The sequence below is a fragment of the Nonomuraea fuscirosea genome (genome assembly GCF_035917475.1).
Classification (GTDB): Bacteria; Actinomycetota; Actinomycetes; order Streptosporangiales; family Streptosporangiaceae; genus Nonomuraea; species Nonomuraea fuscirosea.
Genome location: NZ_CP109074.1, coordinates 5,049,635 through 5,062,345, shown reverse-complemented (window position 1 = coordinate 5,062,345; position 12,711 = coordinate 5,049,635). Strand labels below are relative to the sequence as shown.

Here is a 12,711-nt window from a genome sequence, read left to right as displayed (position 1 = left end):
TAATCCGGTTGAGTCTCACGTAACGTGAGGCTTTAGCGTCGCCGACATGGAATTCATCGTTCACGACACGCTGACGGCCATGGCCGATCTGCTGGAGCAGCCGCTGGAGCGGCGGCCCGGCCTGCTGCGGGAGGTGCTGGCGCCCATCCGCGAGGTGGTCCCGATGCCCGGCGACATCGTCGACATCCACCAGCAGGGCGGCGGCTTCCTGGTCGACACCGAGGACCCGCGTTACCTGCCCGCCGTGCGGCGCATGATCGAGGCCGACGTGCTCGGGCAGGTGCGGCACGAGCTGGAACGGGCCTCAGAGCGGCTCCACGGGGCCAAGCAGGTCGAATCGCTGCAGATCATGTTCATGATGGGCAACCCCGACAACGAGCACCTGATGACGACGGCCGGCGGCTACTACGGCATGGGCGGCGCGCCCGGCTGGCTCTACCTGCTGGCCTGGCCGTCGGAGGAGGTGCTCGGGCGGATCTGCCATCTGGCGGTGCACGAGTTCCACCACAACGTGCGCTACACCAACGTCGAGTGGAACCCGGTCACGGTGACCGTCGGCGAGCACGTGGTGGCCGAGGGGCTGGCCGAGGCGTTCGTCAGGGAACTGTCGGGGGCCGAGGCGATGGGGCCGTGGTCGTCGATGGTGCGAGGGGAGGCGTTCGACCGGGCGTACGAGCTGATCATGGCCGATTTCGATCTGGCCGGGATGCAGCACACGTCGGCATACGTGCTGGGTGACAGCGCCATGGTCCGTTTCGGGCAGGAGCCGCGCGGCATTCCCGACATGGCGGGATACGCGGTTGGGCTGAACCTGGTGGACCGGGCGCTGGCCGCCACCGGGCTGAGCGCGGCGGAGGCGACCGTCCTGCCCGTCGCCGAGCTCATGCGGCGCGGCGGGATCCGTCCTTAGCCGGACGGGAGCCGTCGCCGACCGGACGGGTGCTTCGTCGGTCGAGGCGGGTGCTCCGTCGTCAGTCGGACGGAGACACGAAGCCCGACTCGTACGCGGCGATCACGGCCTGGGTGCGGTCACGGGCGCCCAGCTTGGCCAGCACGTTGCCCACGTGCGTCTTGACCGTCTCCTGGCTGACGACCAGATCGGCCGCGATCTCGTGGTTCGACAGGCCCTTGGCCATGAGGCGCAGCACGTCGCCCTCGCGGCCGGTCAGGCGGTCGATGCCGGGCACGCGGGCGGGGGAGGGGCTCGGGGCGCGGCGGCCGGCCAGTCTCCTGATCGCGGCGGGGAACAGCAGCGACTCGCCCGACGCGACCAGCCGTACGGCCTGGACCAGATCGTCCGGACGCGTGCGCTTGAGCAGGAAGCCGCTGGCCCCGGCCAGCAGCGCGTCGTAGACGTGGTCGTCGTTCTCGAACGTGGTCACCACCAGCACCTTGGGCGGCTCGTCCAGGGTCATCAGCCGCTCGGTGGCGCGGATGCCGTCGAGGGCGGGCATGCGCACGTCCATGAGAACGACGTCGGGCCGCTCCCGGCGCACCACGGGCAGCACCGCGGCGCCGTCGGCGGCCTCACCGACCACGCTGAGATCAGGCTCGGCGTCGAGGATGACGCGCAGACCGGCCCGGATGAGGTCCTCGTCGTCGGCGATCACGACTCTGAGTGTCATGCACCCGACCGTAGCGGGAGGCGGGCGGTGACCTGCCATCCGGCGTCGGTCGGGCCCGCCTGGAGGTCGCCGCGGAGCAGCCGTACGCGTTCGCGCATGCCCGCCACGCCCCTGCCTCCGGTCCGCGTCGCGCTGCCGTGGCGGCCGTCGTTGGCGACCTCCAGGCGCAGCTCGCCGTCCTCGACGGCGGCGGTCAGGCGCACGGGGCCGCGGCCGTGCCTGATCGCGTTCGTCAGGGCCTCTTGCAGGATCCGGTACGCCTCCCGCGACACCATGGCCGGCACCCCTGACAGGTCGCCCACGTCCTGGTGCACCTCGGCTCCCGAGGCGTCCACGAGCGCACCGAGATCGGCCAGCGTCGCCTGAGGCGCGCGCCGGCCCGGCAGCGGCATGCGCGGACTCGCGTCCCCGTCAGGCGTCTCCCCGGCAGATGTCTCCCCGTCAGGCGCCTTCCGGCTGGGCGCTTCCCCGTCTGGCGCCTCCTCATACGCGGCGCCGGCTGGGGAGCTTCCAAGGGCCTTCTCGCGGTGGTCGCGTTCCGGTGCGGCAGCGGGACGGAGTTCCTCGCCGTGGCGCAGGACGCCGAGGACGTGGTCCAGGTCCTCCAGGGCGGCGCGGGCCGAGTGCTCGATCGCGGCCAGCGCGGTCCTGGCCGTGCCGGGATCGCGGTCGAGCACCTTCCCCGCGGCTGCGGCCTGCAGGGTGACGACGCTGAGCGCGTGCCCGACCGAGTCGTGCAGTTCGCGGGCCAGCCGGTTGCGCTCGGCCAGCGTCCTGGCCCGCTCCTCGGCGGCGGCCAGCCGTTCGGACGGAGTGGGGCCGAGCAGGACGGGCGCCAGCCTGGCCAGCAGTTCGCCCGCGCCCGCCGCGAGCACGACCAGCGCCGCCAGCAGCGCCAGCCCGGCCAGCGCCCAGCTCACGGCGGGCCGGCCGGGGGCGACGTCCATGCCGAGCATCCTCGTCCCCCCGGTGAACGGGAGGGCGAGCGTGAACATCGTGAACGGCACGATCGCCAGCGTGCAGCCGCTGACCACGCCGCCGACGCCCAGGTGCAGCGTGAACCAGGCGGCGGTGCGCCGCCGTTCCTCCCAGGACCTGCCCGCCTGCCGCGGCGGCGTCTCCACCCGCGCCCCGAGCAGGCCCTGCGCCGCGTTGAGCTCCAGCGCCCGCACCGGCAGGAACAGCCCGGTCACGGCCACCACGGGCAGCATCGCGACGAACACGCCCACCTCGAGCGGCAGCAGCAGGTCGGCCGGCCGGCCGCGCACCAGGCCCGAGATCAGCACCCCGACCATCATGTACGGCATCAGCAGCGCCCCGCCCAGGATGAGGCACGCCCATCGGCGAGGCAGGTTCCATCTCACGCCAGCGATTGTATGCCGAGGCGAATTCACGGCCCGGAGAGGGCATATCGATAACCCAGGGGAATGCACCCGTGATTTCGTTGGAATGCTGCCTGGAAAGCAGCCAAGAATGGCGTCATTGATAGCCGGGGATGGTGCACGACCTGCCTTGGCCATCGTGAAATCGCCGCTCGAAGCGCGCGCCGCCGTCCTCGGCCGGGAGGCAGTGACGAGCTCGGCGCGAAGTCGCTTCCGTCAGGTGGCCGAGGATGCGGCGCGCGGCACAACGCCGACCCGAATTCTCCACGCGGGAATGGCGTCCCGCGTCATGACCCGGTTCGTTATCCGGATATATCGGGTTATCGTCGCGTCATGACCGAACAGCAGCCCTGGCAGTGGGACGAGCCCACGTGGCGCGGCCACGTCGAGCGCGTGCGTGCCGGGCGGAGCCTGCGCCCCAGCTCCTGGCCCGGCGGCGCCCGCGTCGCCGTCGCCCTCTCCTTCGACTCCGACCACGAGACGCTCCCGCTGCGCGACGGCGAGACCCGGCCGGGCCGGCTCTCCCAGGGCGAGTACGGCTCCCGCGCCGCCGCCCCGCGCATCCTGCGCCTGCTGGAACAGCACCGCATCCCCGCCTCGTTCTTCGTGCCGGCGGTCTCGGCGCTGCTGCACCCCGGCGAGGTACGCGACTACGCCGCCGCCGGCCACGAGGTCGCCCTGCACGGCTGGATCCACGAACGCAACCTGCTGCTCGACCCGGCCACCGAGCGCGAGCTGGCCTTCCGCGCCGCCGACACCCTGGAACGGCTCTCCGGCACCCGCCCCGTGGGCCTGCGCACCCCGTCGTGGGACTTCTCCGACCACACCCTCGCCATCACCCGCGAGCTGGGCCTGCGGTACGACTCCTCGCTCATGGCCGACGACGAGCCGTACGAGCTGCTGGCCGACGGCGAGCCGACCGGCGTGGTGGAGATCCCGGTCGAGTGGATCAGGGACGACGCGCCGTACCTGAGGATGGACCCGCAGACGGGGAGCCGGCCGTACACGCCGCCGCGGCAGGTGGCCGGAATCTGGCGCGACGAGTTCGACGCCGCCCTCGCGGAGGGCGGGCTGTTCCAGCTCACCATGCACCCGCACGTCATCGGCCACCGCTCCCGCATGGCCGCGCTGAGCGAGCTGGTCGACCACATCGGCGCGCACGACGGCGTCTGGTACGCCACCCACGCCCAGGTCGCCGCGTACGCCTGGGAGCACGCGTGACCGGGCGTGCGGCATCACAGCTTTATTGCAGTATGCAACGTTCACTTCATGCGGCATGCTGAGTGCGGCTGAATGGTCAGTCACCGGCCGTCGAGGGGATGTGAGGCATGGGCCTTTCCGGGGAGGAGAGCCGCGCGCTCGAGGAGATGGACGCGCGCCTGTCGAGGGAGGATCCCGAACTCGACGCGTTGCTGTCCGGAGCCTCCTCGGCGCGCAGGCGGGGGCCTCGCGGGCGGGACGGTCTTCTCCAGGTGTGGCTCATGCTGATGCTGCTGACCTGCGCCGTCTTCATGATGGGCATCGTCCTGATGCTGTCGTCGGGGGAGTACGCCTGCGCCGACGCGCGGTCCCGTTCCTGTGAGAACCCCGCGGACGCCAAGGTGCGGCTGCAGCGTTAGCCGGGTCAGGTGGCGGGCGGGGAGGGGAAGCTCGCCGGGGTGGTCAGGCCGGTGCTCTCCAGCAGGCGCTGGTGGTTGAGCACCGCGCTGTTGCACTGCTCGGCGAAGCGGCGGATCAGCGTGTTCTGGGTGCTGCCGCGGACCGCGCCGATCAGGCCGAAGATCTGGCCGTGGGCCAGCCGCAGCCATTTGACGTACGTGGCGTCGTAGGCGGCCCCCGACTTGCTGGAGATGTCGCTCATCCAGGACTGCTGCTGCGCCGTGGGCTTCACCGGCAGCTTGATCTCCAGCTTCGAGGCCGCTTCCCGTACCCGGCGGTCGAGGGTGTGGTGCTGGGACGCGATCGTCTCGCTGACCTCGCGCACCCGGGCGGTGCTGGCCCGCTGCACCGCGTCCTGCGCCATGGGCATCTCCCACAGGCTGGCCAGCCGCACCTTGCGGACGAGCTCCTGGTCGGCCTCCGACAGGGGCCCCCATTCCGTCTGCCGGGTCGCGGGTTCCGTCTCCTCCTCCTCGGCGGGGGAGGAGGCCGGGTCGTCCGGCTCCGTGGTGATGCCGGCGGTGGCGGTGCTGAGGGCGGCCACGTCCGAGACGGGCGTCGGCGTGTAGGTGGCGCAGGCGCTCGTCGAGCAGAGCAGGCCGATGCCACAGACGATGATGACGTGACGGCTACGGCGGATTCGCATGGCCACCTCTTCCGGGGGTCGGGGATGTGGCCGCCCTGCGGCGCTGGTCACTCATGGATACGCAGCGGAGGTGAGCGGTGTTCATAGCAGTGTGCAAGATTTGCATCGTGCAACTCGTGCCGCCGCACGGAAGCTAGCGCCCGCGTGCCGCGCCGACCCGTTCCAGCACCTCTCGCAGCTCCTCCGGCGAGGCCCGGCGGCAGTTCCACATCACCCGCGCGTCGTCGCCGTGCCAGCGCGGGACGACGTGGGCGTGGAAGTGGAAGACCTCCTGCCCGGCCGCCGCACCGGTGGCGTGGGTGACGGACATCCCGTCCGGGGCCAGCGCCGTCCGCAGCAGGGTGCTCACGCGATGCACCAGCCGGGCCACCTCGGCGAAGCTGCGTTCCGGCAGGTCCCACAGGTCCCGCGCGTGATCGCGGGGCACGACCAGGGTGTGGCCGGGCGTGGCGGGGGCGATGGTCAGGAACGCCACCGCGTGCTCGTCCTCCAGGACCCGGTAGGCGGGAGCCCGGTCAGCGACGATCTCGCAGAAGACGCATCTCTCCTTCATCCGTACGATGATCGCACCCGGCCGCCGCCGGGGTTTCCAGGTGGGTGACGGTGTCGACCAGGTCGGGGAAGGTGTCGAGGAAGGCGTCCACGTGGTGCGGGGCGAAGTCGGCGCGTTGCCGCAGGCCGCTCTGCAAGCAGGCGGCGAAGCGCAGGCCCGCGCCGTTGGCGGCCTGGGCGTCGCCGGGGGAGTCGCCCACGTACAGGCACTGCCGGGGCTCCAGGCCGGTGGCGGCGAGCAGTTCGTCGAAGGCGCGGGCGTCGGGCTTGCCGTGACGGACGTTGCCGGCGTGGTAGACGGCGGCGATCCGCCCGGTCAGCGCGTGGCCGGGCGCCATGAGGTGCTCCATCTCCGCCTCGGTGCGTGAGGTGAGCAGCATGAGGCGGCGGCCCGCGGCGGCGAGTTCGTCGAGGGCCCGCAGGTTCTCCGGCGCGACGACGTCCAGCCGGCCGGCCGCCACGTACGCCCTGAGCACCTCCGGATAGACGGCGGCGAAGGCGTCGGGATCGAGGCCGGGCGAGCGCCGCGGCATCGCCTGGAGCAGGGGCAGCCCCCAGGTGGCCACGTGCGCGGCCCGGGACATCGGCTCGCGGCCGAGGCGCGCGAGCACGTCGTTCTCCAGGTCGAAGCAGGCGGCCTCGGTGAGACAGAGGGTGTCGTCGACGTCGAGCACTACCGCGCGGATCACAGGGGCCAAGATAGCGGGCCGCGGATCTCCGGCCGTATCCGGGGGAAATTGCGTGCGCGGCTAGTCGCAGATATAAATAGAAGGCGTGTGCAAGTAAATCACGAGTACTGACGAGGAGCATCCCCGTGGCCGCCCTGCTCACCCCGTACGACCTCAGGTCACTGACCATCCCCAACCGGATCTGGATGGCCCCGATGTGCCAGTACAGTGCCGCGCCCGAGGGGGAGTCGGCCGGCGCGCCGACCGACTGGCACCTCGCCCACCTGGGCGCCCGCGCCACCGGCGGCACCGGGCTGGTCATGACCGAGGCCACCGCGGTCAGCCCGGAAGGCCGCATCTCACCCTATGACCTCGGCATCTGGAACGACGTCCAGGTGGACGCCTTCCGCCGGATCACCGCGTTCATCAAGACGCAGGGCTCCGTCCCGGCCGTCCAGCTCGCCCACGCCGGCCGCAAGGCCTCGACCGAACGCACCTGGGTCGAGCAGGGCCGCCCGCTCAAGCCCGGCGAGCCGCACGCCTGGACCCCGTTCGGCCCCAGCGCCGTCCCGTTCGGCCCGGAGTCGACGACCCCGCGGGAGCTGACCGCGGACGGGATCGGCGAGGTCGTCGGGCAGTTCGCCGCCGCCGCCCGGCGGGCGCTCGCGGCCGGGTTCGAGGTCGCCGAGATCCACGGCGCCCACGGCTACCTCATCCACGAGTTCCTCTCCCCGCACAGCAACCACCGCACCGACGGGTACGGCGGCACGTTCGAGGGCCGGATCCGCCTCGCCCTGGAGGTCGTGGACGCCGTCCGCGCCGTGTGGCCGGACGACCTGCCCGTCTTCTTCCGCGTCTCGGCCACCGACTGGCTCACCGAGAACCCGCAGGACGAGCGCGACGGCTGGACGGCCGACGACACCGTACGGTTCGCCAAGCACCTGCACGCCCGCGGCGTCGACCTGCTGGACGTCTCCAGCGGCGGCAACGCCCCCGGCGCCAGGGTGGTGACCGGCCCCGGCTACCAGGTGCCCTTCGCCGAGCGGGTCCGCGACGAGGTCGGCATGCCCGTGGCGGCGGTCGGCGAGATCACCGAGCCCGCCCAGGCCGAGGAGATCGTCGCCGCGGGCCGGGCGGACGCGGTCCTGCTCGGTCGCGAGCTCCTGCGCGACCCGTACTGGGCCCGCCGCGCCGCCGGGGAACTGGGCGGGCGGGTCGCCACCCCCGCCCAGTACCACCGCGCCTGACGGTCCAGCCGGAGGCACCCACGAGCGTTGCCCGGGCGTCGCCTGCTGCGGTCGCGCGATCTCCATGGCGCGGCTGTCGACCGGGGCGGCTTCGTGTGCACAATGGAATGGCCTGGTGAGGCGTCTCCTCGCCGGGTGGTGTTCCTGGTCGAGCCGCGGGTGCGCACATGAGCGATGACGTGGTCCAGCCGACGACGACGAAAGCCGCAGCGCGGGCACGCAGGCCATCGCCGGGTGACTCGGAGCCCGCGTCGCCGCTGGAGACACGGGGGGCCCGGCCCCGGATCGGGCTCGCGCTGTCGGGCGGAGGGTTCCGCGCCACGGCGTTCGGGCTCGGCGCTCTGCGGGCCCTGCACGAGCGGGGCATCCTGGATGACGTCACGATCGTCTCCGGCATCAGCGGCGGCAGCCTCCTGGCCGCCATGTGGGCGTACGGGCCGGAGAGCTTCGCCGACTTCGACGCCGGCGTCACCGACCTGGTCACGACCGGCCTGCACTGGGAACTCGCCCGCCGCGCCCTGGCCCCCAGGGCCGTCCTCAGCGCCGGCATCAGCCTCGTGGGCGCCGTCGCGGGCAGGCCGCGCTCGGCCACGCGCACCGAGGCGCTGGTACGGGCTCTGGCCGCCCGGCCGTTCGGACGCCGCCACCTCGCCGACGTCACCCGCGCCGGCCTGGACACGATCATCTCCGCCACGGACCTGGCCACGGGCAACGCGGTCAGGTTCGGCAGCCGGGTCAGCTCGCTGTCGCCGGTCGGGGACATCGCCGACCCCGTCCTCGTGGCCGACGCCGTTGCCGGCTCGGCCGCGTTCCCCGCCCTGCTGCCGCCGCTGAACCGTACATACACCTTCATCAGCCGCGACGGCACCCGCGAACGCAGGACCCTGCTGATGACCGACGGAGGCGTGTACGACAACCTCGGCCTCACCCCGTTGCTGCCCGGCCGCTCGCCCGCGCACACCAGCCACGTCTACGACCTCGACTACATCATCGCCATGGACGCGGGCCAGGGCAGGAGGGTCCGGGCTGCGCCGAACTTCATGCTCGGCCGCCTCAAGCGAAGCTTCGAGATCGCGTACGGCAAGGCGCAGGACGGGTCCCGGGCCCGGCTCAACCAGGCCGCCGAGGCGGGGGCGCTGAAGGGCTTCGTCAACACGTACCTGGCCACCCGCGACGACCGGCTCCCCGTCCCGATCGCCGGCCTGGTGCCCCGGGACGCGGTCATCGACTACCCGACCGACTTCGCCCGCATGACCCCGGAGAATTTGCATCTGGTGGCCACCCGCGGCGAACAACTCACCCACGCCCTCGTCGCCCACTACTGCCCCCAGCTCGGCTCACCCTGAACGGCGGGCACAGGCCCAGGATCGGCTTGGACAGCGGTACGGGCCCAGAGCCGGTTTGAAAGGCCCGGGACCGGCGTGGGCGACGAGTGCACGGCTCAGGGCCCGATGTGAACGAACGCGGGCCACACGGCCAGGGGCACCGACCCGGCCACGGCCCGCTGCGTGCCGGCGAGAGCGGCGGCCGGCTCCACCCCGGCGGCCAGGCGCCGATGGTATTCGTCCATGAAATCGGGAGTGGTCGCGTCATCGAGCGGCCACAACGCGGCCAGCACGGAACGCGCCCCGCACGCCAGCAGCAGCGGCGCGGGACCGATCGTCTCATCAGGCAGCCGGGTCCCGGCCAGCCCGGAGTCGCAGGCGCTCAGCACGACATGAGCGGGACGCGTCAGCGTACGTCCGAAGAGATCCGCGAGCCGGAGGCCGCTCATGTAGCGCAGCGTAGAGGCGAACGGATCGGCGAAGTCCAGCTGGAAATGGCAGGCGATGTGCGCCACGTCGGCGGTGCGAAGGCGACCGAGGAAGTCGTCCACGACCCCCGCCTCGGACGCCTGCTCGGATGGCGGGCCGCCACTGTGGCGCAGGATGCGGCGGGCCGGGACCGCCACGCCGGCCGTTGTGCCGGCTGTTACGCTGACCGTCGCGTCGGTCATGCCGGCGGTCGTGCTCACACCGGCTTCCGGCCGCACGGCGGCCTGGACGTCTCCCTGGCCTACTTCCGCGACTGCCGTCGGCCACACGGGCGGGCCGGCCTCCGGCGTCTCATCCTGCGGGTACCGGGCGGCGACCCGGCGCGCCTCGATCCCGACCGCGGGCAGGTGGTCGTCGCCATCGCCGGCGTCGCAGACGACCGCCGCCCGGGGCGTCGCAGGCCATGGCGCCGGCTGCTCGGCCGAGCGGGCGTTCGGCAGCACGCGCGGCACCGTACGTTCGAACAGTGCCGCCTCGCCCGGCGCTCGCGCGGTGGTGAGTGGCAGGGCGGCGAGACGACCGACGGGCACGAGGCCCACGCTCCGAACGGGCCCCATGGCGGCGACGACGCCGGCCACCAGGCCGTCCCACGTCCACCGCAGCACGCGCGCCACGGCCTGGTCCCACTCGGGCAGGCCGGCGGCCCGGTCGGTGAAGGCGGCGCGCAGCTCGTCGAGCACCCGGCTCACCTCGGCCGCGGTCACCTCCAGCGGCACAGGGACGACCACCCCCTCAGGGGTGACGATCAACGCGGCCCCGGCGGTCTCGGTGACGGCCCAGTACACCAGCGGGCCGCCCAGCCGTTGCGTCGCCGCGGCGATCTCGGGGAAGGATGCCCGGTCCGCGGGACGTCCCGCCGCCTCGGCGAGGAGCGTGGCGGAGGCCTGCTCCAGGTGCACGACGGCCCGTTCAGGATCGCCGGCCCGCGTGGCGGCCAGCGCCGCGACGGCGGCGGTGCCCTGCACGGCGAACCGCGCCCGCTCCTGGTCCGCCAGCCGCGGCCGGCGCGCCGTCAAGGCGCGCGCGGCGTCAAGGGAGAGCGCGAGCGCCTTCTCGCACTTGGCCCAGTCACCGAGCGCGAAGGCGATCTCTCCCAGCCGCTGCCCAGCGAACTGGCTGATGAACGGCTGCTCCGCGGCGAGAGCCTCGTCCCACAGGTCGCACGCGCGCTGCGCCTGCGCCAGGTCCCGCACCCGGATGCCCTCAGGCCCGATGGTCAGCTCCGCCCGCGCCGCGTAGTGCCCGGCCAGCGTGTACGCGATCCGCGCACGAGCCGTCGAGTCCTCCGACGCCCCCGCCAGGGCGCTCTCGTAGCACGCGACGGCCTCGTCCAGATCGTCCTGGGAACCGGTCATCTCGCCCCGCCCCATCAGCCACGACGCCAGGCCCGACCCGTAGATCACCCGGTCCCGCGACTCCCCGGACGCCAGCGACAGCGCCTCGCGGGCATGGCGTACGGCCTGGTCCACATCGGCCCTGGCCATGGCCGTGTTGCCGTCGGCCCGCATGGTCAGCGCCTTCGCGCCGTACAGGGTCGCGGCGATGCCGAGGGCTATGGCGCGGTCCGGCGACGGCGGCATGGAACGGAGCGCAGGAGCGATCGTGGCGATGCCTTCCACCAGGTCCCGCCGGGCGCCGGTGAGCTGGTAGCGCTGGTGCAGCGCGTGGGCGAGGTTGACGCGCAGAGCCCGGACGATGTCGAGGCGCTGGCCTTGCGCCAGCGCCTCCCTGGCCAGCGAGACGGCCAGGTCGAGATCGTCGCGGTCGCCGTCCAGCTCGAAGCGCTCGGTGACGGCCAGGCAGACCTGGTTGGCCAGGATCGCCAGGTCGGACGGGTTCGCGTGGTCGAGGGCCTGCGCCTGCTGGGCGGTGGCGATCGCCGCCTCCAGATGGAGGCGGTCGCCGTTGTGGCTGTAGCAGATGAAGGCGAGCGCCGCCTCGGCGGCGAGCTGGGAGGCCCACTCGGCGGAGCCCGCGGCCAGGCCGGCGCGTGCTCGCGTCAGCGCCGTACCGGCCTGGTCCAGGTGTTCCGCCCGGCCGTCGGCGTCGAACTGCGCCAGCCGTACGCGGGCCGCGGTGTACCACCAGGTCCAGGAATGAGAGGAGTCGTCGCCGTCGGGAATCAGGTCATCGACGATCCGGGCGGCCTCACCCAAGGGGTCGTCCGCGCCGGCCCCCGTGTCGTGGGCGGCCAGCAGGACCGAGGCGAGGTTCATCCTGGCGTCGGCGGTGATGGACGGATCCGGCCCGGTGACGGCGACGCGCAGGGTGCCGATGGCGCGAACCAGGTCCTCGGGGCGGCGGGCGAGGTTGTAGCGGTCGCTGTAGGCGGCGGCCAGGTTCACGTGCAGCATGGCCACCTCGCCGGCCTCCACGACGTCGGAGTTCATGGCGGGGGCCAGCACGTCGGCGTCGGCCACGATGGGTTCGAGCAGCTCGACGGCCTCGTCCAGGTGGTCGGCGCGCTCCCGCACGGTCCACGAGGTGAGCAACGCCCCGGCCAGGTTGACCAGGTCGGGAACCAGCGTCACCAGATCCCCGGCCCGCACACGGGCACGGCCTAGACGGATGGCCAGCTCAAGATCCTCCTCCGGCCCGCCGCGCAGCCGATACCGGCGGACCAGATCGACACTCAGGCAGACCCCGACCTGACGTCGCGCGGCGGCATCGAGAACCGAGCGGGCGTCGGACGTGGCGTCGGCGCAGGACATGGAACGGGTGTCGGATGCGGTGCCGGTTCTGGACGCGGTCTCGCGGCTGGTCGTGGTGTGGGCGTCGGTGTTGGACGGGGGATCGCCGCTCGCCGTGGCGTCGTGATCGGATGCGGGGTCGGTCGTGGCGTGGCCTTCGAACAGGACGTCGCCGTCGGGGGCGGCAGCCAGTAAGGCGCGGCCGAGGTCTACGGCCTCGTCCAGGAGGTCGTCGCGGCCGGCGTCGAGGCCCTGCTGCAGCAGGTCGTACAGGCGGACGAGCGCCCGGATCCGCTCCGCCGGGTCCAGGCCGGCTGCCTCCACCGCGGCCCGAGCCGACGCGAGCCGGTCGTCCGGCGGTACGGCAGGGGTGTCGGCCACGGTGAGAGTCTAAGATGGCGAGTCCCGGGCCGTCGGTTCCCGTTTCC

At 72.8% G+C, this 12,711-nt stretch carries 11 protein-coding genes; 5 read left to right on the top strand and 6 right to left on the bottom strand.

Features of this window, described 5'->3' with window-relative positions:
• The first annotated feature begins 46 nt into the window (after positions 1-46).
• On the top strand, positions 47-910 hold the full coding sequence (locus OIE67_RS23240) for a DUF2268 domain-containing protein (protein WP_326643691.1): 864 nt from the start codon (positions 47-49) through the stop codon (positions 908-910).
• A 61-nt stretch (positions 911-971) separates the two neighbouring features.
• Here OIE67_RS23240 and OIE67_RS23235 read toward each other — a convergent pair whose 3' ends face one another.
• Positions 972-1,625, bottom strand: a complete 654-nt coding sequence (locus OIE67_RS23235) for a response regulator transcription factor (RefSeq protein WP_326643689.1) — start codon at positions 1,623-1,625, stop codon at positions 972-974.
• Positions 1,622-2,989: a sensor histidine kinase gene (locus OIE67_RS23230; protein WP_326643687.1), complete on the bottom strand. Its 1,368-nt coding sequence runs from the start codon at positions 2,987-2,989 to the stop codon at positions 1,622-1,624. The genes OIE67_RS23235 and OIE67_RS23230 overlap by 4 nt, the downstream gene beginning before the upstream one ends.
• Before the next feature lie 351 nt (positions 2,990-3,340).
• On the opposite strand from OIE67_RS23230, the gene OIE67_RS23225 reads away from it, so the two are divergent.
• Both OIE67_RS23225 and OIE67_RS23220 read left to right on the top strand, forming a co-directional pair.
• A complete protein-coding gene (locus tag OIE67_RS23225; protein ID WP_326643684.1) occupies positions 3,341-4,228 on the top strand; it encodes a polysaccharide deacetylase family protein in 888 nt (295 codons plus the stop codon).
• A gap of 107 nt (positions 4,229-4,335) precedes the next feature.
• Positions 4,336-4,626: a DUF3040 domain-containing protein gene (locus OIE67_RS23220; protein ID WP_326643682.1), complete on the top strand. Its 291-nt coding sequence runs from the start codon at positions 4,336-4,338 to the stop codon at positions 4,624-4,626.
• A gap of 5 nt (positions 4,627-4,631) precedes the next feature.
• On the opposite strand, the gene OIE67_RS23215 is transcribed toward OIE67_RS23220, so the two are convergent.
• The 3 genes from OIE67_RS23215 to OIE67_RS23205 all read right to left on the bottom strand — a co-directional run bounded on the left by OIE67_RS23215 (position 4,632) and on the right by OIE67_RS23205 (position 6,553).
• On the bottom strand, positions 4,632-5,312 hold the full coding sequence (locus tag OIE67_RS23215; protein WP_326643680.1) for a DUF4142 domain-containing protein: 681 nt from the start codon (positions 5,310-5,312) through the stop codon (positions 4,632-4,634).
• A 133-nt stretch (positions 5,313-5,445) separates the two neighbouring features.
• A complete protein-coding gene (locus OIE67_RS23210) occupies positions 5,446-5,865 on the bottom strand; it encodes an HIT family protein (RefSeq protein ID WP_326643678.1) in 420 nt (139 codons plus the stop codon).
• Positions 5,828-6,553, bottom strand: coding sequence for an HAD family hydrolase (locus tag OIE67_RS23205; protein WP_326643674.1), 726 nt, complete (start codon positions 6,551-6,553; stop codon positions 5,828-5,830). The genes OIE67_RS23210 and OIE67_RS23205 overlap by 38 nt, the downstream gene beginning before the upstream one ends.
• 125 nt (positions 6,554-6,678) lie before the next feature.
• On the opposite strand from OIE67_RS23205, the gene OIE67_RS23200 reads away from it, so the two are divergent.
• The gene (locus tag OIE67_RS23200) at positions 6,679-7,779 is read left to right on the top strand and encodes an NADH:flavin oxidoreductase/NADH oxidase (RefSeq protein ID WP_326643672.1); all 1,101 of its coding nucleotides are present in this window, start codon (positions 6,679-6,681) and stop codon (positions 7,777-7,779) included.
• Positions 7,780-7,946: 167 nt separating this feature from the next.
• Positions 7,947-9,125, top strand: coding sequence for a patatin-like phospholipase family protein (locus tag OIE67_RS23195; protein ID WP_326643670.1), 1,179 nt, complete (start codon positions 7,947-7,949; stop codon positions 9,123-9,125).
• A 95-nt stretch (positions 9,126-9,220) separates the two neighbouring features.
• Here the strand turns inward: OIE67_RS23195 and OIE67_RS23190 are convergent, their stop codons facing one another.
• Positions 9,221-12,664: a CHAT domain-containing protein gene (locus OIE67_RS23190; RefSeq protein WP_326643669.1), complete on the bottom strand. Its 3,444-nt coding sequence runs from the start codon at positions 12,662-12,664 to the stop codon at positions 9,221-9,223.
• Positions 12,665-12,711 lie beyond the last annotated feature (47 nt).